The 23593-nt window shown below is 59.4% G+C and carries 21 protein-coding genes and 1 tRNA gene; 8 read left to right on the top strand and 14 right to left on the bottom strand.

Annotated features, from left to right (window positions below):
- Window positions 1-50 precede the first annotated feature (50 nt).
- From MFLA_RS02270 to MFLA_RS02250, 5 genes are all read right to left on the bottom strand, one after another.
- Window positions 51-1094: a heme-dependent oxidative N-demethylase family protein gene (locus MFLA_RS02270; protein ID WP_011478809.1), complete on the bottom strand. Its 1044-nt coding sequence runs from the start codon at window positions 1092-1094 to the stop codon at window positions 51-53.
- Window positions 1095-1102: 8 nt separating this feature from the next.
- The gene (locus MFLA_RS02265) at window positions 1103-2056 is read right to left on the bottom strand and encodes a PDR/VanB family oxidoreductase (RefSeq protein WP_011478808.1); all 954 of its coding nucleotides are present in this window, start codon (window positions 2054-2056) and stop codon (window positions 1103-1105) included.
- Entirely contained in the window at window positions 2053-2652 is a 600-nt protein-coding gene (locus MFLA_RS02260) for a dimethylamine monooxygenase subunit DmmA family protein (RefSeq protein ID WP_011478807.1), read from the bottom strand. The genes MFLA_RS02265 and MFLA_RS02260 overlap by 4 nt, the downstream gene beginning before the upstream one ends.
- 3 nt (window positions 2653-2655) lie before the next feature.
- On the bottom strand, window positions 2656-3774 hold the full coding sequence (locus MFLA_RS02255) for an aminomethyltransferase family protein (RefSeq protein WP_011478806.1): 1119 nt from the start codon (window positions 3772-3774) through the stop codon (window positions 2656-2658).
- Between the two features lie 112 nt (window positions 3775-3886).
- Window positions 3887-4600, bottom strand: coding sequence for a type 1 glutamine amidotransferase (locus MFLA_RS02250; RefSeq protein ID WP_229407122.1), 714 nt, complete (start codon window positions 4598-4600; stop codon window positions 3887-3889).
- 188 nt (window positions 4601-4788) lie between these two features.
- Here MFLA_RS02250 and MFLA_RS02245 point away from each other — a divergent pair, with 188 nt between their 5' ends.
- From MFLA_RS02245 to MFLA_RS02235, 3 genes are all read left to right on the top strand, one after another.
- Complete coding sequence (locus MFLA_RS02245) at window positions 4789-5427, top strand: helix-turn-helix domain-containing protein (RefSeq protein WP_011478804.1); 639 nt, start codon at window positions 4789-4791, stop codon at window positions 5425-5427.
- Window positions 5420-5881: a GNAT family N-acetyltransferase gene (locus tag MFLA_RS02240; RefSeq protein WP_011478803.1), complete on the top strand. Its 462-nt coding sequence runs from the start codon at window positions 5420-5422 to the stop codon at window positions 5879-5881. Before MFLA_RS02245 ends, MFLA_RS02240 begins: the two co-directional genes overlap by 8 nt.
- Before the next feature lie 175 nt (window positions 5882-6056).
- The gene (locus MFLA_RS02235; RefSeq protein WP_048811504.1) at window positions 6057-8021 is read left to right on the top strand and encodes an acyltransferase family protein; all 1965 of its coding nucleotides are present in this window, start codon (window positions 6057-6059) and stop codon (window positions 8019-8021) included.
- Between the two features lie 52 nt (window positions 8022-8073).
- Here the strand turns inward: MFLA_RS02235 and MFLA_RS02230 are convergent, their stop codons facing one another.
- Together MFLA_RS02230 and glnK are read right to left on the bottom strand one after the other, a co-directional pair.
- Window positions 8074-9378: an ammonium transporter gene (locus MFLA_RS02230; RefSeq protein ID WP_011478801.1), complete on the bottom strand. Its 1305-nt coding sequence runs from the start codon at window positions 9376-9378 to the stop codon at window positions 8074-8076.
- A gap of 11 nt (window positions 9379-9389) precedes the next feature.
- On the bottom strand, window positions 9390-9728 hold the full coding sequence (glnK, locus tag MFLA_RS02225) for a P-II family nitrogen regulator (RefSeq protein WP_011478800.1): 339 nt from the start codon (window positions 9726-9728) through the stop codon (window positions 9390-9392).
- A 356-nt stretch (window positions 9729-10084) separates the two neighbouring features.
- Between glnK and MFLA_RS02220 the strand changes: the two genes are divergently transcribed.
- The 4 genes from MFLA_RS02220 (at window position 10085) to MFLA_RS02205 (ending at window position 16282) form a co-directional block, all read left to right on the top strand.
- Window positions 10085-10798: a response regulator transcription factor gene (locus MFLA_RS02220; protein WP_011478799.1), complete on the top strand. Its 714-nt coding sequence runs from the start codon at window positions 10085-10087 to the stop codon at window positions 10796-10798.
- A 22-nt stretch (window positions 10799-10820) separates the two neighbouring features.
- Complete coding sequence (locus MFLA_RS02215) at window positions 10821-12452, top strand: FecR family protein (protein WP_011478798.1); 1632 nt, start codon at window positions 10821-10823, stop codon at window positions 12450-12452.
- Window positions 12453-12481: 29 nt separating this feature from the next.
- Window positions 12482-14743 (top strand): CHASE2 domain-containing protein, encoded by a 2262-nt coding sequence (locus MFLA_RS02210; RefSeq protein WP_195742049.1) that lies wholly within the window; start codon window positions 12482-12484, stop codon window positions 14741-14743.
- A gap of 129 nt (window positions 14744-14872) precedes the next feature.
- Window positions 14873-16282 (top strand): GGDEF domain-containing protein, encoded by a 1410-nt coding sequence (locus MFLA_RS02205; RefSeq protein WP_011478796.1) that lies wholly within the window; start codon window positions 14873-14875, stop codon window positions 16280-16282.
- Between the two features lie 96 nt (window positions 16283-16378).
- On the opposite strand, the gene MFLA_RS02200 is transcribed toward MFLA_RS02205, so the two are convergent.
- The 6 genes from MFLA_RS02200 to MFLA_RS02175 all read right to left on the bottom strand — a co-directional run bounded on the left by MFLA_RS02200 (window position 16379) and on the right by MFLA_RS02175 (window position 21265).
- Window positions 16379-17959, bottom strand: coding sequence for a sulfite reductase subunit alpha (locus MFLA_RS02200; protein ID WP_011478795.1), 1581 nt, complete (start codon window positions 17957-17959; stop codon window positions 16379-16381).
- A complete protein-coding gene (locus tag MFLA_RS02195; RefSeq protein WP_011478794.1) occupies window positions 17956-18954 on the bottom strand; it encodes an FAD:protein FMN transferase in 999 nt (332 codons plus the stop codon). The genes MFLA_RS02200 and MFLA_RS02195 overlap by 4 nt, the downstream gene beginning before the upstream one ends.
- 2 nt (window positions 18955-18956) lie before the next feature.
- Window positions 18957-19754 carry a DUF4198 domain-containing protein gene (locus MFLA_RS02190; RefSeq protein WP_048811503.1) on the bottom strand — a complete coding sequence of 266 codons (798 nt, stop codon included), beginning with the start codon at window positions 19752-19754 and terminating at the stop codon, window positions 18957-18959.
- A gap of 27 nt (window positions 19755-19781) precedes the next feature.
- Window positions 19782-20297: a DUF2271 domain-containing protein gene (locus tag MFLA_RS02185; RefSeq protein WP_011478792.1), complete on the bottom strand. Its 516-nt coding sequence runs from the start codon at window positions 20295-20297 to the stop codon at window positions 19782-19784.
- 10 nt (window positions 20298-20307) lie between these two features.
- Window positions 20308-20931: a PepSY-associated TM helix domain-containing protein gene (locus MFLA_RS02180; protein ID WP_011478791.1), complete on the bottom strand. Its 624-nt coding sequence runs from the start codon at window positions 20929-20931 to the stop codon at window positions 20308-20310.
- Window positions 20932-21180: 249 nt separating this feature from the next.
- A tRNA-Leu gene (locus MFLA_RS02175) sits at window positions 21181-21265 on the bottom strand.
- A gap of 33 nt (window positions 21266-21298) precedes the next feature.
- Here MFLA_RS02175 and queA point away from each other — a divergent pair.
- On the top strand, window positions 21299-22327 hold the full coding sequence (gene queA, locus MFLA_RS02170) for a tRNA preQ1(34) S-adenosylmethionine ribosyltransferase-isomerase QueA (protein ID WP_048811814.1): 1029 nt from the start codon (window positions 21299-21301) through the stop codon (window positions 22325-22327).
- Between the two features lie 114 nt (window positions 22328-22441).
- Here queA and MFLA_RS02165 read toward each other — a convergent pair whose 3' ends face one another.
- Window positions 22442-23587 carry a glycosyltransferase gene (locus tag MFLA_RS02165; RefSeq protein WP_011478789.1) on the bottom strand — a complete coding sequence of 382 codons (1146 nt, stop codon included), beginning with the start codon at window positions 23585-23587 and terminating at the stop codon, window positions 22442-22444.
- Between the last annotated feature and the right edge of the window lie 6 nt (window positions 23588-23593).

Genomic DNA, 23593 nt, shown 5'->3' with positions numbered 1-23593 from the left:
CGCCACGGCCAGGCCGGCTGATCCTTATCCTATCCCGGCAGGCATGACGGTCATTCCGGCTGGGTGCCGAGCGGCAATTCCTCGCCATCGTCATGCGGCGCCAGCCAGGCCATCAATGGCGCGTGATAGACCTTGATGCCCTTGTATTCCAGCAGGTCCGGGTGCAGGTCGCGGATCACGCGATGGAAACGCTTGATCCAGCGCGGATAGGTGGCCATTTCCTCCAGGCTCATGAGGTAGCAACGGATGCTGAACAGGATGGCGTTGCTGCGCGGCAGGCGGAACAGGCCTTGCAGCTCCACGCGCAGGTGCGCCTTCCTGCCAGCATTTTCCGCGGTCACCTTGAGTTTGTCCGGTCCCCATTGCGGATAGTGCTCGGGTGAGGTATCCAGGCGCGGGTTGATGGTCATGGTCCAGTTGAGGCGGCGTACCGGGCTGCCCTGCTGCAGGCTCAGGAGGAACTTGAGTGCACGCTCCATGACCCCCATTTTTTCCACCTGCGGCACAGGCCCATGCCATTCATGCCATGCCATGCCGATATCGAATGCCAGCGACCAGTCCGCCTGGCTGGTGATGAAGCCAGCATCCGCGAACAAGGTGCCTTCGCGCTGGTCGAGCAGCACGAAGTCGCCCTGCACCTGGCGTCCCATGTATTCGAGCGGTTCCATGGGCAGGGTGGACGCATCGCCGAAGATGAAACTATCCTCGATCCCCAGCGGCAGGTTGGTCCAGGTCCAGCGTTCACCCTCCTTGGACAATTTGAACTGGTCAGGATAATCCCGCGCGAGACTCTCCATGGTGAGCTCGAGGAAGTCCCATTGCGCATCCATCATGTGGGGCAGTGCGGCATAACGCCCCTTGTCCTGCGCCAGGGTCAGTGCCTTGTCCGCGCATTCGGCCACATAGTGCTCGTCGATGTCGAACGTGTGCTCGAACACGGAGCCAGGGGCGCCCGGCTTGTGCGGCTCGATATTGACCGAGTACATGTAATGGTCCTGGTCGAAGGGGAAGGGGAAGCGGCGAATCGCGTCGGGAGAGTTACGAAAGGTGTAATCGTCACGAAAGGTTTCGAGTTTGTAGGCAAGGTTGTTCATGGTGTACCTCAAAGGTTGAGTTCGATAAACGTGCATTTGGCACGGGAAACGCAAGGCATGATCTTGTTGCCTGCGCGCCTTTCATCCTCGGAAAGATAGTGATCGTGGTGTTCCAGCACGCCGTCCGTCGCCAGCACTTCCAGCTCGCATCGCCCGCAGGCGCCGCCGCGGCAGAGATAGGGGACGTCCACGCCGGCAGCTTCCATCGCTTCCAGCATGCTTTCCTCGGCACCGACCTCCACGACCCGTTGCGACTGCGCAAGGCGGATCGCGAACGGTTCGCCCACGGGCGGGGCAAGAAACTCTTCATGGTGGACATGCGCGTCGGGCCATCCCAGCCTGGCCGCAGTATCCAGCACGGCATCGACCATGCCGCCGGGGCCGCATACGTAAACATGCGTGCCCAGCGGCTGGTGCGAGAGCAGCGCAGCCGGGTCGAGCAACTGTCCCTGGCTTTGGTCGTAGCACTTCAGCCGGGGGCCCAGCAGGCGGCGCAACTCATCGACGAATGCGGCATGGCGCGGGGAGCGGAAAGCATAATGCAGCTCGAAGTTGGCGCCGGTGCGCAGCAAATCATGCGCCTGCGACATGAATGGCGTGATGCCGATGCCGCCTGCGACCAGAATATGCTTGCGGCCGACGCGGGAAATGGCGAACAGGTTGACCGGCCAGGCAATCTCCAGCGCAGTGCCGACCTGCACCTGCTCGTGCATGAAGCGTGAACCGCCGCGTGAATTCTCCTGCAGGCGTACCGCGATCTGGTAATTACTGCGATCCGAGGGAGGGCTCAGCAGCGAATAGGCATTGCGGTAGGTACGTGCCCCTGCGCGCATGGACACCACCACATGGCTGCCGCCGGAAAATCCTGGCAGCTCCCTGCCGGCTGCGTCCACCAGCGTGAAATGGCGTATGCCTTCCGCCACATCGGCAATGGCGGACACGATGACGTTCAAATGGCTCATGGATAGATCTCCTCGGCAGCAGGAACTTCGCCAGGCGCCTCGGCATCGACCATCAGGCCCATATAGGCACCCAGGCGGCGCGAAAAATGGTCGCGCACGAACAGATGCCGCTGACAGCCGCTGCATACCGCGATATTGGTCGTGACATGTGGCGTGATGGTTTTGCAGTGCACACAGTACACTGGCCGGGCCAGTGAGGCTGGCTGCTCGCGCATGATGTCGGCATGGAGCACGCCATGGCTGGCGGCCAGTGTCGAGACTTGCCAGAGGAAAGCTTCATTCCCCGCGGCATACAGGCGCGTGCCCATGCAGGCGGAGGCAAGCGCGGCATTGAACGCCGCCCATAATGCTTCCTGCTTAGTGAATGTCAGCAGGCAATCCCCTGCCAGGGCCCGCAGCGAGGCGGTGTAATCCGCCTCTTCGTCGCCAACCAGATAGAGGACGCTCACAGGCTGCTCGGGCAGGCGTTGCTGGTAAAGACGCAGCACGGCACGCCCGGCCTCGCCATGGGCCAGCACCATATGGGCCTGCGCCCTGTACTGCCAGGCCAGGCTGGTATAGACCGGCTTGCTCCTGATCCAGTATCCATGCTGCATGGCTCACACCTCCTCCCGTGGATGGGTGCGCAGGCGCAGCGGGTCATAGAATGGGGTTGGCGCGACATAGGCAGGCCAGCTTGCCGCCTTGCCCTTGACCTCGACGGCAGTGCCATTGACCGCCAGCGCAGGCGCAATATGCGCCAGCGCCAGTGATTGCATCAGGTAGCGGCTATACGAAGCGCTGGTGACCACCCCCACTTGCCGGCCTTCATGGTAGATCGCGGCGCCCGCCTCCACGGCAGTCGCCGCGCGGCAAATCAGGCCGACCTGCCGGAAGCGCTCCTTGCCGCGGGATGCCAGTACGGCAGCCTTGCCGATATAGTCGCCCGGCTTGTCGATATCGACACCCCAGGCCATATTGACCTCCCATGGCGTGGTGTCGCCTTCTATCATTTCGAACGGGAAGAACAGCAATGCGGCTTCTATCCTGGTGAGCTCCAGGGAGTTCCATGAGGCGGGAATCACGCCGAACGGCTCGCCCGCCTTGAGGATTTCGTCCCAGAGCAGCACGGCATCCTCCGCACGGCAGTAGATTTCGTAGCCCAGCTCACCCGAATAGCCGCCGCGGGCGATGTAAACGGTTTTGCCAAACAACTGGGTCTGCTTGTGCTGGAAATATGCGAGCTCATCGAGGTCAAACGCCAGCAAGGGCTTCAGCACACTCAGCGACTTGGGGCCTTGCAAGGAAAGGATATGCGCGTCAAGGTCGGGCTCGACCTTGACATCGAGGCCCTCAGCCGCCTTGGCAAGCTGCTGCTTGGTCGCGCCGCTGCCGTGCGAGATGCGGAAACTGTTGGCAGCATCCCGGATCACCATGATGTCGTCGCAAATAGCGCCAGCCTCATTCACCTCCGCTGCCAGCAGCGAGTGCCCCGGCTTGAGCCTGGTGATGTCCCGCGCCACTAGGCGGTCCACCGCCCGCTCGGCATCCGGGCCAGTGACATTGACGATATTCAGTGCGGAGACATCATAGAGCCCGGCCCTCGATCGTACCGCGACGACTTCGTCGTGGACATCGGTATCGTAGCTCCACGGAATGGGCATATCATTCCAGGTCTCGCCATCCAGCTTGGAGCCGAGGGCGCGGTGGCGTTCGTTGAGAATCGAATTCCTTGACATGCTGTATCCTTGAGAAGTGATTATTTCAAGGTCAACGATAGTCAAAACGCCCGCCCCGGGGAATTCTCTCGAAGGTGTACTTCCAAGGTGGTATCCGCGCTCCAGGGCGGCTTCAGTCCCGCTGCAACCCCTTGATCCAGCGCGCATACACATGCTCTGCCCACCGGTTCAGCGTGGCAATGCGCACATCGAGGTCGCGCAATATCTCCACGGCAGACTGGACCATGGGTTGCGCAGGGTCGGCCTCGGCGCCCCCCTTGAGTTCCTCCGGCGAGATGCTGCACCATTCGCGCACCATGTGCGCCTGCATTTCGATGTGGCACTGGAAGCCGATATGCAGGTCGTCCAGCACATAGGCCTGGTTGGCGCAGTGCTCGCTGCGCAGGATATGCACCGCGCCCGGCGGGATGGAGAACGTCTGGTAGTGCCATTCGAACAGCTCCAGTTCGTCCCAGGTGCCCAGCCACTCCAGGGCTTGCGGCACATGCTGGGGCCAGGCGCGCACCCAGCCGATCTCGGCGTGGGGGCTGTCCGTCACCTCGCCGCCCATGGCCTTGGCAAGCAACTGTCCTCCCAGGCAGTGCCCGATCACAGGCACCCTCTGCGCTACTGCGTCCCGGATCAATGCCAGCAGCGTCGGCATCCATGGCAGATCATCATTGGCGCTCATCGGCCCCCCCATCATGGCCAGGCCGCTGCAGTCCCGAATTTCCGCTGGCAAAGGATCGCTGCGATCCATTCTCAGCACCTGAAATGGAATATGCTCGCCGGCAAGAAAATCCCCAAAGTGTCCAGGCCCCTCGGAAGCACTGAATTGTATGATCATGACGGGTTTCATTAACGAAATCACTCCTTTGTATTTTGTATATTGCGTGATCACCTTGCCCGATAGGTGACCATCCCATATTATTAATAAACTTTTTTTAATTTCAGGAAACATTTTGCAATGTATCGCTTGCAGAAAGCAAGAATCAGGCAAAGCGAACACCTGGAGAAAAGCAGGAAAGGCAGGACATGGCGGAGAATATGAAAAAAACCTCGCCGGCAGGCGGCGACAGCGAGATCAAGCCGCTAGGCAAGCACCTGGGCAATGTGATCAAGGATATTCGCCAGCAGCATGGCCTGACCATTGCAGAGGTGGCTGAGCGCGCCAATATCAGCCGCGGCATGCTGAGCAAGATCGAGAACGGCCTGGTTTCCACCAGCCTGGATACCCTGGAACAGCTTGCCAATAGTCTTGGCGTGACGATCTCGAGGCTGTTCCAGGGGTACAACCAGCCAACCGGTGGCGCCCAGCTTGTAAAAAAAGGCCAGGGCATGGAAGTGGTGCGCCGTGGCACCCGTAACGGGCATACCTATCACCTGCTGGCTTACGACCAGGGTCCCAAGAAGCTGTTCGAGCCTTTTCTCATCACGCTGGAAGATCCGGGTGAAGAGTTTCCCTCCTTTGAGCACAGCGGCACTGAGTTTCTTTATATGCTCGAAGGCGAGCTGGGATACCGCGTGGGCGAAGAGGTCTACATGCTGGAGCCGGGTGACGCCCTCACCTTCCGCGGCGAGATCCCGCACCGTCCGGAATACCATGCGAAACTGCCAATCCGCTTTCTTGCCATCATTCACTACGACACGGAAGAGCCGATAGATCATGACTGAGCCTGTTGCCATCCTCCGCACGGCTGAGCCTGCAGATATTCCTGCATTGTGCGGCCTGCTACAGCAACTCTTCAGCATAGAACAGGATTTCACCCCCAACCCGGCCAAGCAAGCCGCAGGGTTGCGCCTGCTGCTGGGGAAACCGGACCGGGGCGCCATCCTGGTGGCAGTCCTTGCCAACGGCGAGGTGATCGGCATGGTCAGTGCGCAACTGGTCGTCTCTACCGCGCAGGGAAGCCCTGCCGCCTGGATAGAGGACATGGTCATCGATGCGCAATACCGAGGCCTCGGCCTGGGCAGGCAACTATTGCATCAGGCGCTGGACTGGGCCAAGGCACACGGCGCCACCCGCGCCCAGCTACTGGTGGACATGGACAACCAGCCCGCCATTGCCTATTACGATCACCTGGGCTGGAATACCACGCGCCTGCAGGCACGCAACATCTTCCTGTAGGCCCAGCCCCTCTATCCGCGCGGACTCAGCCTCAAAGCGCATATAATCCTGATTTGACTGCCTGCATACTGGCCAACCGCGCACCAGATAGCCATCAGGTTTGGCATCAGGCCATGCTGAATTTCAGGCGACGCGGAGTGTCACACCTTGCACGAGCGCAAGCGGAAAGGGGCTTTTGAAATACAGGCGGGAGATAGACGGGTTACGTGCGGTTGCAGTCCTGGCAGTGGTATTCTTCCATGCCGGCTTCTCGGGGTTCAGCGGCGGCTATGTCGGGGTTGACGTTTTTTTCGTCATCAGCGGCTACCTCATCACGTCCATCCTGCGCGATGAGCTCGCGCAGCAACGCTTTTCCATTCTCAATTTCTACGAACGCCGCGCACGTCGCATCCTGCCTGCCCTGAGTGTGGTATTGCTCGCCACCAGCATCGCGGCATTTCTCCTCATGCCACCTTCGCTGATGCAGGACTATGCGCGAAGCCTGGTATCGGTAGCCGCATTCGGCTCCAATGTATTCTTCTACCTCAGCAGTGGCTATTTCTCCACGGCATCGGAAGAGAAACCCCTGCTCCATACCTGGAGCCTCGCGGTGGAAGAGCAGTACTACCTGCTGTTCCCGCTGTTGCTGGCTGGGCTGTGGTTCATGCGCCGCATCAACATTGCCTGGCTGCTGCTGATCCTGGCCCTGGCATCATTGGCCGTGTCGGAATACCTGCTGCGGCAGGATGCGGTCGATGCCAGCTTCTACCTCATTTTCAGCCGCGCATGGGAATTGCTGGCAGGCTCCCTGCTTGCACTGGCCCGGCCAGAACAATGGCGCGGACCCGGCAGAATCATACGCCACGGCCTGGCGTGGAGCGGATACGCACTGATCATCGGCGCCGTTTTCCTGCTCGACCAGAAAACACCATTCCCCGGCTTTTTCGCCCTCCTCCCCGTGCTCGGCGCCTGCCTCGTCATCGCGTTTTGCGATCCTTCCGACACGCTAGGAAAACTCCTGTGTAGTCGGGCCATGGTCGGCATCGGCCTGATTTCCTATTCGCTCTACCTCTGGCACCAGCCGCTGTTTGCCTTCCTGCGCATGAAAAGCGCATCCCATCCCGGGGCGATGATGTTCTTCGTTGCGATCGCGCTCGCCTTCCTGCTCGCCATCCTCAGCTATTACTATGTGGAACAGCCCTTCCGCGACAAGAAACGCTACTCCCGCAACCGCGTCTTCCAGCTTTCCGGCGTAGCATTCGCCGTAATGCTGGCCGCAGGACTGGCTGGAATGCTGGGCCAGGGCTTTCCCGGGCGCTTCCAGCAACCGGAACTCATGACCAGCGCCGTTGGCAGCCCATTGCGGGAGAAATGCCACACCAGCGGCACCGACTATCTTAAACCGGCGCAATCATGCACATACTTCGGCCAGCGCATTACCTGGGCCACGTTGGGTGACAGCCACACCGTGGAATTGGCCTATGCCCTGGGAGAAAAACTCAAGCAACGCGACGAAGGCCTGCTGCACCTGAGCTTCAGCGCCTGCTCGCCCTCTTTGCTGTTTGAGGCCAGGGAGCCTGGATGCAGCGCCTGGATGCGCGAAGCCGTTGCCCACCTGGAGCAGCGGCAGGAGATCAGGCACGTATTGATCGGCTTCAGCTACACCCGCGCCCTGTTCGGCAACCTGGAACACTATCCGTCATTGCCGGATAAGAGCCCGGTCAACAAATTCACGGCCGAGTATGCGGGCCTGAGCCGCGAGGAGCTCAGGGAGGAGTACTGGCAAAGCCTGGCAGCCACGATCAACCGCCTGCTTGCGGCGGGCAAGGAGGTACATGTCATGTATCCCATCCCGGAGCTGCCCAAGGATATCACCAAGGCAATCATGCCGATGTCCATCCTGCACACCATCTCGCCGCACGATCTTGATCACATGACCAGCCGGGAATTCTACCTTGCCCGCCATGCCTTCATCCTGGGGAAACTGGACAGCCTGCCTTATGGTGAACGACTGCACGCCATCAAGCCGGTGGAACGACTTTGCCCGCATGGACACTGCCCGGCGGCCGCCGATGGCCAGGCACTCTATTATGACGACAACCACTTGAGCATCGCTGGCGCCCGGAAAGTCCTGCACGAACTCAACACCACCGCCAAATGAAAAAAGCCCGGCAAATGCCGGGCTTTTTCTAGGCCTGCAACTGCCAGGCTATTTAGGAGTGGTACGCACGCTCGCCGTGGGATGCGGTATCCAGGCCCTCGCGCTCTTCCTCTTCGGAGACACGCAGGCCGACGACCAGGTCCACGATCTTGAACAGGATGTAGCTGACGATACTGACGTAGACCACGGTGAAGCCCACTGACACGGCTTGCACGTAGAGCTGGTGGCCCATGGTCACGCCTTCGTCGTAACCGACGCCGCCCAGGGATGACGCCATGAAGATGCCAGTACCCAATGCACCGACGATACCGGCGATGCCGTGAACACCGAATACATCCATGGTGTCATCGTAGCCCAGGGCGTTCTTGAGCTTGGTGACGGACCAGAAGCTGATGAGGCTGGCGATGAAGCCGAGCACGATCGCACCCATCGGACCGACGAAGCCACAAGCGGGAGTGATGGCAACCAGACCGGCAATGGCACCCGAAATTGCGCCCAGCATGGAAGGTTTGCCCTTGCTCAGCCACTCGGCAATGACCCAGCCAACGACAGCGGAGGCAGTTGCCAGCTGAGTGTTGACCACTGCCAGGCCAGCCATGCCGTCAGCAGCCAATTCACTGCCGACATTGAAGCCGAACCAGCCAGCCCACAGCAGGGAGCCACCGACCATGGTCAGGACCATGTTGTGCGGAGGCATGGCTTCCTTGCCGAAGCCGATGCGCTTGCCCAGTACCAAGGCGCCGACCAGGGCAGCAATACCCGCGTTCATGTGCACCACGGTGCCGCCAGCAAAGTCAGCCGCGCCCATTTCGCCGATCCAGCCGCCGCCCCAGACCATGTGCGCCATGGGCAGGTAGGAGAAAGTCATCCACAGCACCATGAACAGCAGGACTGCAGAGAACTTGATGCGCTCGGCAAAGCCGCCGACGATCAGGGCCGGTGTAATGGCCGCGAATGTCATCTGGAAGGTAACAAACAACAGTTCAGGAATGGTGCCCTCCAGGCTATCCGGCGTAATGCCCGACAGAAACGCCTTGCTCAGGCCGCCGATGAAGGCATTGCCCTCGGTGAAGACCAGGCTGTAGCCATACACTGCCCACAATACGGACAGCAGTGAGAATGTCACCAGCACCTGCATGAGTACCGATAACATGTTCTTGGAACGTGCCATGCCGCCGTAGAAAATGGCGAGGCCAGGCACGGCCATGATGATGACGAGCACGGTGGCTACGATCATCCACGCGGTATCGCCGCTGTTCAATATTGCCGGCGCTTCCTCGGCTACTTCTTCAGCCAAGCTGGAACCTGCCGCCAGCATGCCGCCCAGCAAGGTAGAAATGGATAAAAATCGCTTCATGACACCCTCCCTCAAAGCGCATCGCCACCGGTTTCACCGGTGCGAATGCGATAAGCCTGTTCAAGATCAAAGACAAAAATCTTGCCATCCCCGATCTTCCCGGTGCTGGCAGATTGCTCGATTGCGTCAATCACTTGGTCGAGCAAGCTGTCCTCTATGGCGACCTCCAGTTTCACTTTGGGAAGAAAATCCACCACATATTCAGCGCCGCGGTAAAGCTCGGTATGCCCCTTTTGTCGCCCGAATCCCTTCACCTCAGTGACGGTGATCCCCTGCACGCCAATAGCGGAAAGAGCTTCCCGCACTTCGTCAAGCTTGAACGGCTTGATGATAGCGGATATGAATTTCATACATGCTCCTTGCATCAAAGATTGTTGATAATCACCAGAAACCTGGCACATTCAGTTGCGTCGTTATAACAGCCGATATTCAGCAACTCTCATGCCAGCAAATATTTCTTTTATATTTCATATAGATGTAAAAAAATTTGGGCATCGGTACGATGTTTAGGGATATTTGGGTGCACCAAAATAGTTCAATGCACCAATGATGTGCACACAACGAGACCTGATCCGTTGACATTTGTTGACAATCTCCCCGCCCTGGCCCGGTATAAGATTGGCTACGGTGGTGCGTGATATTGCCGCAATGGCTTGGCATGTTTCCTTCATGCGCGCCTATAATGCAAAAAGAGGATTGAAAAGAAATGCGTTTTGCTGCTTTGGATGACAATAACTCTGAACTGGAGCTGATAGAGAAAACCGTCGTGTCACTGGGACATGACTGCCACACTTTTAGTGACGGCAAATCCTTGCTGCGTACGTTGCAACACGAAACCTTCGACTTTCTCATTCTTGATTGGGAACTGCCGGACACTTCCGGCCCGGATATCGTAAAGTGGGTACGCACCAACCTGAAGGAGGCTATTCCCATCCTCATGATCACCAACCGCAGCGATGAGCGCGACGTGGTACACGGGCTCACCTCCGGTGCAGACGACTTCATGAGCAAGCCGGTTCGCGTGCGCGAGCTGCATGCCCGCATCAATGCACTATTAAGACGGTTATACCCCCAGCAAGGCCAGCAGGAGTTCGTCTGGGGGAACTACAAATGCAATGTGGCGCAGCAGCGCTTCGAGCATCATGGCGTACCGGTCGCCCTCAAGAACAAGGAATTTGAACTGGCATTGTTCCTGTTCCAGAACCAGGGGCGCCTGCTGTCGCGCCAGCATATCCAGGAACAGATATGGGGCATGCAGTCGGTGGACTTGCAGACCCGCACGCTGGATACGCATATTTCAGCGATACGCTCCAAGCTCAAGCTGCACCCCAACAATGGCTACAAGCTGACCGCGGTATATGGCATGGGCTACCGACTCGAGAGCGATACGCTGGTACCCCTAGTGGAAGAAAACAATTAATTAATTCATCGCCGAGGATCATATGAACGTAGCACGCAATCACGGAAACCCGCCATGGCGGCCTTGCTGGCAGGTGGCTTCCCTCGCGGGGCTCGCATTGGCAGTTCATGCATCGGCCCAGGCCGGTACCATCAGCCATTCCGTCGAGCCCGGGGACAATCTTTACAACCTTGCCGCCCGCTACATGGGCAATCCCCATGCCTGGCCGGATATCCAGAAACTCAACCATATTTCCAACCCACACCGCCTGAAGCCAGGTACCAGCCTGCTCATCCCCAAGGTCAGCAGCACTGTGACTGCCAGCTTTGTCCATGGTGAGGCATGGCTGGTCGATGATGCAGGCAACACGATCAAACGCATCGCGCACGGCGACCAGCTGAACGAAGGCGACATCGTCCGTACTGGCCAGCACAGCTATCTTTCGCTGGAGTTTGCCGACCACAGTGTCGCCCGCATCCTGTCCAATACTCACGTGCGCCTGGACCGCATCAAGGAAAGCGGTCTCGTGCCGCAGGGCCAAAGGGTCATCTACCTTGAGCAGGGGAACATGGACGTTTCCGTGACGCCCGCGCCCAAGTGCAATTCTCAGCATTTCAAGGTCATCACGCCGCAGGCCGTGGCAGCAGTGCGCGGCACGCGTTTCAGTGTGGGGGTTGGCAGTGTCTCCGCCACCAGCGTGACGCAGGGCAAGGTGGAAATGCAGCCGCCCCAGCCAGGCAAGTCCAGGAGCGGCAAGATGCTGCAAGCCGGGCAAGGTATTGCAGCCTCGGGCAACGGGCTCGGGGAAGTGCAGCCATTGCTGGCAGCGCCGGACTTGAGCCAGTTGCCGTCAATGCTTCCTGAGCCCGAATTATTGCAGTTCGACTGGCCGGCCGTGAATGGCGGGAGTGAATACCAGTACCGGATTGCCCAGGACGAAGGCATGGAGCAGGTGCTATGGAACGCGGCATCGTATTCCGCCAGCGCCACGCTGCCATCCCTGCAGGATGGTGAGTACCTGTTGGCAGTACGCGCGCTGGACAGCTATGGTATTCCGGGATACGAAGCCCAGCACCGTTTCATCATTCATAGCCATCCTTCCAGTCCTTGGCTGCTGTCCCCTCAGCAAGGTCAACCCATTGACGGCAACGGCATCCTGCGCTGCACGCCGGTGGAAGGAGCACAAGGTTATCACCTGCAAATTGCCACTGACGACGAGTTCCGGGAATTGGTGGTGGATAGTGGTCCCCTGGACCGCTGCCAATACCAGCTCGCATCGCTCGCGGAGGGTGACTATTACTGGCGCGTCGCTTCTGTCAATGCCGAGGAAGAAGGCCGCCTGGGCCCATACAGCCAGCCAGCCTCCCTGACCGTCAGCCAGGATGCGCATACGCTGCCTATCATCGCAGGAGAGGCCTACTGGACAAGTACGCTGCAGGATGCCCGCTATATCGCTCAGATCAGCCGCTCGCCCCGCTTCGACACATTGGTCGCCGAACAGGAACTGGACAGTCCACGCATCAATATCCAGTCGCTGCCCGCCGGGCGTTATTACGTCAGGCTTGCCACCAGACTGGAAAACGATACCGGGCCATTCTCGGATGCCCGCATCATTGAAGTAGAGCATGAGGACAATGGCATGGATCGCACCTGGTTTGATAAACCCAGGTCCTGAGTAGCATCAATCACTGCATGGCCTCGGCGATGACATCCTCCGCTCCCTTGTACAGCAAGCGGCTGTGGCTATTGATTTCGGGAATCGTCCTGGCGCTGGTGGCGATATTGTCCCACCAGCGCACATTCATCATTGCCGACAACCTGATCCATGATGCCATCATCGCCAGCCAGCAGCATCCGCTGACCGGCAGGGTGGTCATCGTCGCGATCGACGATGACAGTATCACCACACTTGGCCGCTGGCCATGGCGTCGCAGCCTGCATGCAGAGCTGGTCAACCGCATCAGCGAGCAACAACCCGCCGCCATCGGCCTTGACATCCTGTTCAGCGAAGCTGACCTACAGCATCCCGAGGACGACCGGCTGCTGGCCCAGGCCATCAGGCAAAGCGGTGTAATCACGCTGCCTGTCGTCTTCAACCAGATGGGGCAGATCCCGTATGTACAAGTTCCTGCGCCTATGCTTGCACAGGAGGCGGCCAGCCTCGGGCATGTGCATATCAAGGTGGACGATGACGGGGTGGTGCGCTCCGCCCTGATGTGGCAATCGACAGGCCAGGAACAATATCCCCATTTCAGCACCGCTGTCCTGATCGCGGCAGGACATCCGCACCAGAGCACAGCACTGAAACAGCCCGATGCCCAGCTGATCCCCTATGCTGGGAATCAGGGCTATTTCCCCCGCATCTCCTACCGCGATGTCATCGAGGGCAGGATACCCGATGAGGTGTTCAAGGATAAGTTGGTGCTGGTCGGCGCAACCGCTACCGGCATCGGCGATCAATATGCGACCCCGGTCTCACGCGACGGGCAACTGATGCCGGGTGTTGAAATTATTGCCAACATCCTGGAGAGTCAGCTGAGTGGCCGCACGATCTCCCCTGCCGCTCCATGGCAAAACGTTGCCCTCAACCTTGTCTTCGTCAGCATGGCCCTGCTTGGCTTCATGCTGCTCAGTCCATTAGCAGCACTGCTGCTCAGCTTTTCACTGCTTGTCCTGCTCCTCCTGGCTACCTATGCGGCTGCCATCGCATCCGGCCTATTGCTGGCGCCCTCGGCAGGCGCACTTGGGCTGGTGCTGATCTACCCGCTCTGGAGCTGGCACCGACTGGATACCGCCGCCCGATTCCTGGCAGCAGAGTTCGAATCCTTCAAGCGCGATTTCCCCATGTTGCCGATGTCCAAGCCTCCTGCAGCATTCCATGACTTCCTGGACAGACGCATCAATGCCCTGCACGAAGCTACCCATCAACTGCGGGGGATGCACCGCTTCATCAGCGATAGCGTGAATGGTTTGCCGGATCCCACCCTGATCTGCGACCCAGGCGGCATCATCCGTGTCGCAAACCAGGCGGCAGCCAGTTATTTCGGCGCAGACAATCCCACGGCCCTGCAGCAGCAACCACTGCTGCCATTGTTGCAGCATATTCAGGATAAGCAGAGCAGCCATCCAGCCATCAACTTGCAAGTCCTGCTGGCCCAGGCCGGCATCGAGGTGGAGGCGCAGGATGAAAAGCAGCGCGAACTGCTGGTCAAGCTCGCCCCGTGCAAGGACGCTGCCGAGCGCCACATCGGCTGGATACTGAGCATCATCGATGTATCTAAACTCTGGCAGGCGGAAAAGGATCGTGACGAAGCTTTCCGTTTCATCACGCATGATATTCGAGCCCCCCTGTCCTCCATCATATCGCTGGTGGAATTGCAGAAACTGTCCCCGGAAAAAAACGGGGAGCGCTGGCTGGCCATGATAGAGAAACATGCCGATAACGCCCTGACATTGGCAGACGACTTCGTGCAATTGACGCGGGCAAAATCCGGTCATTACCAGTTTCATGAACACAACCTCGCGGACCTGCTGCACGAGGCGATAGACGATGCCTGGGCCCTTGCTCATGAGCGCAACATCACCATCACGCTGACCGACGCGCCTTTCGAGGCGCATGCCTGCGTCGACAGCACCCTGCTCAAACGCGCCCTGGCCAACCTGCTGAGCAATGCCATCAAGTTCAGCCCTGACCATTCCGTCATTTCATGCAGCATCCGCCCCTCGGGCAGGTACTGGAGCCTAGAGGTGCAGGACAAGGGCATTGGCATCAGTCCCGAAGCCCAGTCTCAGCTCTTCCAGTCGTTCAGCCGCGCCCACCAGCAAAGTCATCCCCACATCGAAGGCACTGGCTTGGGGCTGGCATTTGTCCAGGCCGTGGCCACCCGCCACCAGGGGGAAGTACGCCTCGCCAGCGCACCTGGCAAGGGCAGCTCGTTCAGCATCCTCATCCCCAGGCACGCCTAGCCACGCACCCAGGCCTTCCCCAGCAAACACGCAGCAATTGTCAACAATTGTCAGATCGCTATGACAAAGTCCCCAGCTGCTGCAACATAGGGCCACGAGTCAACAGGCAAACCAAACGAAAGGAAGGCGATGAACGCCATCCTGCACCAAACAGTGACATCCCGGTTACGCTGGACAACACGCATTCTCATGCTGTTGCTGGCCGTGGCCAGCCTGCTCGCCATGCTGCACACGACCCAGCCCTGGCCGCAACTGGCTGCATTCGCCCCAGCCGTCGCCACCATCGTCGTGCTCAGCACTACGACCACAGCCCTGCTCTTGCTGCTGCAGTTCAAGATCCAGAAGCAGTTCTTTTTGCTCCCCCTGGCCGGCGCCTACGCCATTTATGCCTTGGCAGCCATCACCAGCCTGCTCTCCATGCATGGGTCGCCCGACCATGCCAATCCCATGACTTCCGACACCATGTCGAATTGGGGGGCATACTGGCAATTCGGCTTCTGTGGCTTCATCATCATTGCAATGGCATTCCGCAAGGCCACCGAGTCCTTTCCGCAGCTGAACCGCATCATCCTCGGCAAGAATACGGTGCCATTCATGCTCACTCCGCTGCTTGGCATCATTGTTTATATGCTGGCGCTCAACGCGGGCAACCTGTTTTCCGCGATCATGAGCAGCTCGCCCATCGTCACTGCGCCGCTGGGCTGGGGGAGCTGGATCATGGCGGCAGCCACCTTCGTCCTGGTGCGCGCTTTTTGCAGCGACGATAAGCTGGTCACCATTTTTCTTTCCATCGCTGCCTTGTCCCACTTGTGCCATGTCTCGCACCTGCTGATAGACAATACCCCATTCAGTGCCAACTGGTATATGGCGCACCTCCTTAGCCTGTTTTCCTTCACCACGCTGCTTGCCGTGCTGATCCTGCAGCTCAGCCAGTTCACCCGCGACCTGGCCGACTCGCACGCTTATCTCATGGAAAAAGCCCACAAGGACAGTCTTACCGGCATCTATAACCGCGGCTATTTTGACGAAACCGCAGAGCTCGAGTGGCGGCGCGCGCAACGCAATGGCACGCCGATATCACTCCTGATGCTGGATATCGACCACTTCAAGGGATACAACGATCAGTTTGGCCATGTGAAAGGCGACAAGTGCCTGAAGAAAATCGCCCAGGCGCTGCACGCCAATATGCAACGCCCTGGAGACTTTGTCGCCCGATTCGGCGGCGAGGAATTCGTGGTACTGCTCCCGGCCACCACGGCAGAAGGGTGCCATGCGATGGCTCAGAAACTGCACCTTGCTGTCCAGAAACTCAAGATATCGGCAGGCGACCACCGCAGAGTCTCCGTCAGCATCGGTCACGCCACCTGGAATGGCCCTTACGAGAATGGTTCCATCAATGAACTGTTGTCTCAGGCCGATCTTGCGCTATACACCGCCAAGCGCCTGGGCAGGAACCGCATCGTGCGCTATGAGGATTTGGCACACAGCCTGGCCTGGAGCAAATCCCTGTTTCCACCGGGAGTCATGTCTCCGCAGTAACGCACTGTTTACAACGTTTTACGCATGCCTGGCGTCCGTCCAACCCTCGTTTTTTCCAGGCATGCTTTTTATACCGCAGCAGGGACAGGGCAAACGTCAATACACATCCCGCCTGTACCTGCCATCGGAGGCCAGCCGGGACATGGCCTCCTCGCCCAGCGCCTGCAACAAGACCGCATGCACTGCCTGCGCCATGCCATTAGCACTGCCACACACGTAAATGGCGGCGCCCTCCGCCACCCACTCCCGCAAGCGGTCAGCTTGTGAAGCCAGCACATGCTGGACATATCGCTTGTCCGCCTGGTCCCGGGAGAACGCCGTATCCAGCCTGGACAAGATACCGCTGGCCTGCCAGGCACTGATCTCATCCATAAAGTAAAAATCATGTGCCGCATTGCGCTCGCCAAACAACAGCCAGTTGGGCGAGCGGGAAGCAATGGCACGCGCCTTGAGGTGCGCACGCAATCCCGCGATCCCGGTACCATTGCCAATCAGTATCATGGGGCGGCGCTCATCGGGCGGATGAAAAGCCGCATTCTCGCGGATACGCAATGCCACCATCTCCCCCACATCGGCATACCGGGTCAACCAGCCTGAGCCGAGGCCCAGCCGTCCGTCCACATGCGCAGCCTGCCGCACCAGCAGCTCCAACTGGCCATCGGCAGGAAGGGAGGCGATCGAGTACTCACGATGCGGCAGCGGGCGTAGCTGTTGTACCAGTTGCACAAGGGACAAATCCCGCAGGGCCGCGAGCTCAGACTCCGTATGGGGCAGCAGGCGCTCCTGCAGCCAATCGCTCAAGCGCCTGCCTTCCACTACCGTGGCGCCATCCAATGCCAGTTGCTCCAGGAAATGCACCACCGCCTGCTGCGGATTGCGCGGGCCAATTTCGGCTATATCGCCCGCTTGCCACAAGACACCGACTGTCTCGGCGCGCAACGTCAGGTGATACACCGGCGCGCCGGCGCTGCCTGGATTCAACTGCTTGCGCTGCACCAGGCGCCATGCCTGGTATTGCGGCGCTTCCCAATCCGGCATCTCGGTATTGCCTGCCAGCAATCCCAGCTGATATTGCCAGTGGCGCAAAGCCCCGGCATCGCCTGCATCCACTTGCACCAGGTCGAACAGCGGCAATGCATGTGCATGCTGCAGCCAGGCATCCAATTGATGCCCGAAACCGCAAAAATTGGCGTAACTGCTGTCCCCGAGCGCCAGGAGGCCATATTGCAGATGGGCAAGAGACGGCGTGGCCGACATGGTTGTTTGCACGAAACGGCGGGCATTGTCGGGAGGATCACCTTCCCCGGTGGTGCTGACGACGAACAATGCGCGCTGGACGGTAGCCAGCATGGCAACATCCACCGCATCCAGCGCCAGGCAATGCACGGCGACGCCGGGCCGTTGCAGCGCTGCAGCCGTCTTGAAGGCCAGCTCGCGGGCATAGCCTCCCTGGCTGGCATAGCCCACGAGGACGGCCTTGCCGTCGACAGGGGATACTGGCCCCGGGACCGCCGACAGCCGCCGATGGCGCCTGATGATCCAAACGCAAAATAGCAGATAGGCAATGCACAGGCCCAAGGCAAGCGCGTAGCGGTTGAAAGCGGGATTGTTCACGGCAGCCTGCGCCGTCTCGCTGAGCAGCAGGCCAGCCAGGGCAGCAGATACCCGCCGCGTCACTGCCACATTTCCCGCAGCCTGGGCGATGCATGCTGCTCCAAGCCGGCAGGGGTTTCCACCGTGAACAAAGCAGCAATGTCATGCGTCTGCGCATAGGCCAGCCCACGCTCCAGCCCCATGACAGTCAAGGCGGTGGCATATGCATCGGCTTCCATGCAGCTAGCCGACAGTACGCTGACGGAAACCGGCGCCTGGTCGACCGGCCAGCCGGTCTGTGGATCAATGGTGTGTGCGTAGCGCCTTCCATGATGCTCGAAATAACGGCGGTAGTCGCCAGAGGTGGCCAGGCCCAAGCCGTGCACAGCCACCACGTATTCATCCAGCCTGGCCGCTTCCGGCGTGCGCTCAAGCGCTACCCACCAGGGCTGCCCGTCTGGCTTGATGCCTTGCCCATAGAATTCCCCGCCGACTTCGACCAGGTAATGCTGCACGCCATGCGCGCGCAATACCCGCGCCACTTGGTCGACGCCGAACCCCTTGGCAATGCCGGAAAAGTCCAGCGCAAGCTTGCCCCCTTGCTTCAATTCGCGCCGGACCGGGTCGAACTCAAGCTTTTTCCAGCCGCTCTCCCGCAATGCTTCGTCAATACTGACCTGGGCAGGCGGCAACACCTGTACCTGCCGGGGACCGAACCCCCAGAGATCGACCAATATCCCGATGGCAGGATCGAAACAACCGTCCGTCTTTGCCGCCACGGCAAGCGCATTGGTCAGGACGATGGCAAACTCCGGCGGCACCTTCACTATCGTGCCCGGCGCCGCATGGTTGAACTGGCTGATCACCGAGTCTTGCAGCCAGGTGCTCATTTGCTGCACCACCTGATCCAACGCGGTTGAAACCGCAGCTGCCACTGTGCGCTCTGCCAGCTTGGCAGTATCGACATAGCGGACCGACCAGGTGGTCCCCATGGTCTCGCCCCTGAGCACGACGATACCGCCACTGGGCAGCTCACGCGGCAACTCCGCAAGTTGCTGCGGGATCAATACTTGTCGCATGCCTACTGAGGCAATACTTCCAGTGTCAACACATAAGCCAGGCCGCGCTCCTTGGCCACCTTGGTCTTGACCTTGTCGTCGGTATAGTCGGCATCCAGCCAGTAGAGGCCGGCTTCAGGCAGGTTGATTGTCACCTTGCCGTCGGCATCAGTCTTGAGCTTCTGCTCGCCCTTCTGGTTACGGTAGCGGGTCTGACCCTTGATCACTTCGACCTCGACGCCTGCCGTGGGCTTGCCGTCCACCAGGAACTGCACGGTCAGCGGCTCACCAGCGACCAGATCATTTGGATGGCTACTGGCCACCGCCTCCAGCCCACGCCCCACGGTCGTGATCTTGGTCGGCGACCCCACGGTCACATAGGTTTCCAGTCGGCCGACAAATTCCGATACCTTGAGGTCCTTGGCATTCGCAGGCACGCGCTGGTGGAACTCCTCCTCAGACCCCATGAAGCGCCTGGGCTGATCGCCATCCTTCCAGAAGGCCCGTAGGCCCTCGCGGTACATGGATAGGCGGTAAGTGCCGCTCTGCTCGAAATATGCATCGAACGTGGTGCGCAGCTCGCCTTTGCTGACATTGGCAGGCTGCACCAGGCTCTCGTCCGGCGCGATGATCTTCAGCTCGTCAATCGGCAGTGGGCGATGGTTGAAGTGGAATGGATCATTCGAAACCGCAGCGTCGAACGTGACGAACTGCGGTGCCGACAACACAGTGCTGGATGGCAGTACCCAATAGCCATGCGCATGGGCAGCAGTTGCGCTCAAGGCCGCAACAGCAGCCAGTACATATTTCATAGCGTTCATATCAATGATTCTCTTCATGGGGAAATGTTAAGGTTTCAACTGCAGGCTAATCGCGCCCAGCTCCGACTGTCCGCTGGCCGTCAGGCTTTCCGCTTGTTGCACCGGCCATTTGAACGGCACGCGCACCAGCTCCCGGTCGCCCTTTTCACGCACGGCTTCCACGACCAGGTTGTACTCTCCTGGCGCCAGCTTTTCCAAGGGAGCCTTGCCCTCGGTATAGGAAAGCGTATGTTCGCCGACCGGCTTCGTCGCGCCAGAAACCCCGTCCAGCGGCATACTGAGGTCGCGGCCGCCCTTGCGCCACCATTGACGCAAATCCTTCAGCCACTTGGTGCCCTTGTTCTCCGCCTTATCCTTGGCATACCAGACGGACAGCGTGGTCGCGATATCCTGGTTCGGCGTTTCTACCCATATGGCCAGGTAGGGACGGTGATATTCCGCAGCATTGACTCGGGGAATCGTCACCTTCACATCCAGTCCGGCCGCATGGCTGGCGCCAGCGAACGTGGCCGCGATCAGGGCCGGAATCACTGCATATCGCATCGAGTTCTCCTTAATGAATGAATAGTATGGCCAGCACCCAGGGCAGGATCAGGCCCAGCCCGACCAAAGGCCAGGTAAACGGCCTGTTGCCCGCATGCATGTGCAGCAGGCACAGGCCCGTGATGGAAAACACCAGGGCCATGACGGAAAACGCGTCCAGGAACCAGCTCCATGCCATTCCAGTATTGCGACCCTTGTGCAGATCGTTGAAATAGGACACCCAGCCCCGCTCTGTCAGTTCGTAATGCAGTTCGCCGCTTGCCCGGTCTATCACCACCCAGGCATCGCCTCCTGGACGAGGCAAGGACACATAGACCTCATCGTCCGACCATTCAGCAACGCGGCCGGCTGCCTCGATGCCAAGCGCACCTGCCATCCAGCTCGCGACCGCCATGGGCAAGGGCGCATTATCCCCATGGGTCTGCTGCAGCTTCGACAACAATGGTGATGGCAATTGTCCGTTTTTCTTGGTCACCACCGGGTCGGACTCGATCCGGCCAGCGTTGTTGAGTGTCAGGCCGGTCGCAGCAAACAGCAGCATCCCGACCAGGCAGATGGCAGAGCTGATCCAGTGCCAGCGATACAGGTGCTTGAGCCAGAAAGAACGCCTTGTTTGAGCTTGATTACTTTGCATGTCGGCTTACGAGCGCTGGCGAATCCAATAAATGAGAATTTGTCTCATTATATCAAAGACTGTCGCCCAGGCACGCCACAAGCATGGCGCGCATGCGTAAAATTTGGGAAATATGGAGAGACTGCCAGGAAGGCAAGGCAAGTTGCTGCAAGCTCCGGTATAATCCGGCCTCCGCCAGACGGCAATATGTCGGCGCACAAGCAACTTACGGAACAACAGGGGATTTTTTTAGGAGAATATTGCCTGATTTGGTGCCGGGGGGGGGACTCGAACCCCCACACCTTGCGGCGGCGGATTTTGAGTCCGCTGCGTCTACCAATTCCGCCACCCCGGCAACAAGGCGTGCATTATAGCAACCCTTATGACAATGCGCACTAACGATTTTGATTTTTTCTTGCCCGACGAACTCATTGCCCAATTTCCCGCCAAGGAGCGCAGGGGTAGCCGCCTGCTTCACCTGGACGGCAATACTGGCCAAGTCAACGACAGGCTGTTTCTCGACTTGCCCGATCTGGTGGAGCCGGGCGACCTCTTCATCTTCAACGACACCCGCGTCATCAAGGCCAGGCTGCATGGGGAAAAGCTCAGCGGCGGCAAAATAGAAGTTCTCGTCGAACGCGTGCTGGGGCCCTTCGAGGCATTGGCGCACATCCGTGCCTCACGTGCACCCAAGCCCGGCAGCATCTTGCGGATTGCAGATGCATTCGAGGCTGAAATGCTGGGGCGGCAGGACGACCTTTTTCACTTGAGAATCCTGGGTGACTTACCGCTGCTGGACTTGCTGGAGCAGCACGGCAGCCTGCCCTTGCCGCCCTACATCACCCACGATGCGGAAAGCACCGACGAGGAACGCTACCAAACAGTGTATGCTCGCGAACCCGGCGCCGTTGCCGCCCCTACTGCCGGCCTGCATTTCGACAATGCCATGCTGGATGGGCTCAAGCGCCTTGGCGTCAATATCGCCTACGTTACCCTACATGTCGGCGCTGGCACATTCCAACCGGTGCGTGTCGACAATATCAGCGAACATAAAATGCACAGCGAGCTCTATTCGGTGCCCCAGCACACGGTGGACATGATTCATCAGACGCGGGCCACCGGCGGAAAAGTCACGGCTGTGGGCACGACCGCTCTGCGCGCGCTCGAGAGCGCAGCACAGCCAGGAACGCTCCAGGCAGGACAGGGAGAAACCGATATTTTCATCACGCCGGGCTATCGCTTCCAGGTGGTAGAGCGCCTGCTCACCAATTTTCACTTACCCAAGAGTACTTTGCTGATGCTGGTTTCTGCCTTTGCCGGAGTAGAGCATATTCGGAACGCATATGCCCATGCCGTGACTGCGCGCTACCGCTTCTTTAGCTACGGCGACGCAATGCTGATCGAGCGGCAGGATTGAGAGAGGGCGAAAGCGCGTAGCGCCACTGCACACACGAGCCCTGAAGCCAGGCCATGGTGTATTGGGTCAGTGTATTGGGTCAGGCAAGGCGCTTATATCCGGCGGACTGCGCTACTAGCCGCGCCCACCGTTCCTGCCATGGATGCTTTCCAGGGAGCCGAGGCCAAGTTGCAGCGCAATCCACTCGGCAGCTTCGCGGTTGCCGCGCGGCATTACCCGCCCAGGCCGCGATGCATTAAGCATTGCCAGCAGGCTATCGGCAATATCTCCGCTCGCCAGCTGCTTTGCGCTCACCTGCAAGCACCGGCCATGCGAGCTCAACCACGAGACGAGGCAATCCTGCTCCGGCCAACCGTCCCGCGGCACATACAGCACGGGAACGCCATGGCAGGCCGCCTCAACGAATGTGCCATAACCAGGCTTCGTCAGTACGAGGTCGCTGCTTGCGAGCAATGTAGAGAAATGCATCTGCAACGGCTCCTGCGCATGAAAGTCCGCCCGCTCGATGCCCTGCATCCAGGCTTGCGGCAATAACCAATGTACATGGGGCAGTCTCGGGAAATGGGCAGGGTTCACCTGCATACTGATCCCGCCCATACCGACCAAAACCAGCTTGTATTGCCTGCCTTCCTCCAGACCTGTAGCCTGCAGGATATCAGTGCGGCTATCCATGGCAATATCAGCAACCGGCCCCACCGCATGGCAATCCAGCCACGGCATCTTCATGGCAGGCTCAATGCGTAGGAAACCGCGCGCGCTGGCATAGGCAGCGCGCATTTGTTGCTGCACAGGGTCAAGGATAGGGTCGGCAACATAGTGTTGGAGAATGTCCGCCCAGTTCAGCGAACACATAGCCAAGGCAGGGATGCCAAGCGACGAGGCCGCCGCCAACGGCAAATAGGCGACATTGCTGAGCACGGCATCGGCCTGCTGCCCGGCAATCCATGCAGCCTCGGCCTCCACCCTTGCGCCCCAGTCTGCATGGAAGTCCAGGTAGGCTGCGATACTGGCTGCCACGTCCACTTCGAGCGCCGAGTGCATCAGCATGCCGAAATCAGCGCCGCGCCGCTCATAATTAAACGGTGCATGAATGCGCGAGCGCAGAAAACTTTCGGCCACCATGCTGCAAACCACCAGCGCCAGGTTGGGCTGACCCCGCGCCAACTGGTTGAGCACGGGAGCGACCTGCGCCACATGCCCGTATCCATGGCCGGAAATATAGACCAGCAACCGCTGCTGGCGACCAGAAGCTACCGCCATGTCCGC

It is taken from the genome of Methylobacillus flagellatus KT, assembly GCF_000013705.1.
GTDB lineage: Bacteria > Pseudomonadota > Gammaproteobacteria > Burkholderiales > Methylophilaceae > Methylobacillus > Methylobacillus flagellatus.
The sequence above is the reverse complement of the archived record's forward strand: the minus strand, read 5'-3'. Positions and strand labels throughout refer to the sequence as shown.

Bases quoted from the DNA above. Each gene is read 5' to 3' on its own strand.
- MFLA_RS02270 (WP_011478809.1), bottom strand. From the start codon at position 1,094: ATGAACAACCTTGCCTACAAACTCGAAACCTTTCGTGACGATTACACC.
- MFLA_RS02265 (WP_011478808.1), bottom strand. From the start codon at position 2,056: ATGAGCCATTTGAACGTCATCGTGTCCGCCATTGCCGATGTGGCGGAA.
- MFLA_RS02260 (WP_011478807.1), bottom strand. From the start codon at position 2,652: ATGCAGCATGGATACTGGATCAGGAGCAAGCCGGTCTATACCAGCCTG.
- MFLA_RS02255 (WP_011478806.1), bottom strand. From the start codon at position 3,774: ATGTCAAGGAATTCGATTCTCAACGAACGCCACCGCGCCCTCGGCTCC.
- MFLA_RS02250 (WP_229407122.1), bottom strand. From the start codon at position 4,600: ATGATCATACAATTCAGTGCTTCCGAGGGGCCTGGACACTTTGGGGAT.
- MFLA_RS02245 (WP_011478804.1), top strand. From the start codon at position 4,789: ATGGCGGAGAATATGAAAAAAACCTCGCCGGCAGGCGGCGACAGCGAG.
- MFLA_RS02240 (WP_011478803.1), top strand. From the start codon at position 5,420: ATGACTGAGCCTGTTGCCATCCTCCGCACGGCTGAGCCTGCAGATATT.
- MFLA_RS02230 (WP_011478801.1), bottom strand. From the start codon at position 9,378: ATGAAGCGATTTTTATCCATTTCTACCTTGCTGGGCGGCATGCTGGCG.
- glnK (WP_011478800.1), bottom strand. From the start codon at position 9,728: ATGAAATTCATATCCGCTATCATCAAGCCGTTCAAGCTTGACGAAGTG.
- MFLA_RS02220 (WP_011478799.1), top strand. From the start codon at position 10,085: ATGCGTTTTGCTGCTTTGGATGACAATAACTCTGAACTGGAGCTGATA.
- MFLA_RS02215 (WP_011478798.1), top strand. From the start codon at position 10,821: ATGAACGTAGCACGCAATCACGGAAACCCGCCATGGCGGCCTTGCTGG.
- MFLA_RS02210 (WP_195742049.1), top strand. From the start codon at position 12,482: ATGACATCCTCCGCTCCCTTGTACAGCAAGCGGCTGTGGCTATTGATT.
- MFLA_RS02205 (WP_011478796.1), top strand. From the start codon at position 14,873: ATGAACGCCATCCTGCACCAAACAGTGACATCCCGGTTACGCTGGACA.
- MFLA_RS02195 (WP_011478794.1), bottom strand. From the start codon at position 18,954: ATGCGACAAGTATTGATCCCGCAGCAACTTGCGGAGTTGCCGCGTGAG.
- MFLA_RS02190 (WP_048811503.1), bottom strand. From the start codon at position 19,754: ATGAACGCTATGAAATATGTACTGGCTGCTGTTGCGGCCTTGAGCGCA.
- MFLA_RS02185 (WP_011478792.1), bottom strand. From the start codon at position 20,297: ATGCGATATGCAGTGATTCCGGCCCTGATCGCGGCCACGTTCGCTGGC.
- MFLA_RS02180 (WP_011478791.1), bottom strand. From the start codon at position 20,931: ATGCAAAGTAATCAAGCTCAAACAAGGCGTTCTTTCTGGCTCAAGCAC.
- queA (WP_048811814.1), top strand. From the start codon at position 21,299: ATGCGCACTAACGATTTTGATTTTTTCTTGCCCGACGAACTCATTGCC.
- MFLA_RS02165 (WP_011478789.1), bottom strand. From the start codon at position 23,587: ATGGCGGTAGCTTCTGGTCGCCAGCAGCGGTTGCTGGTCTATATTTCC.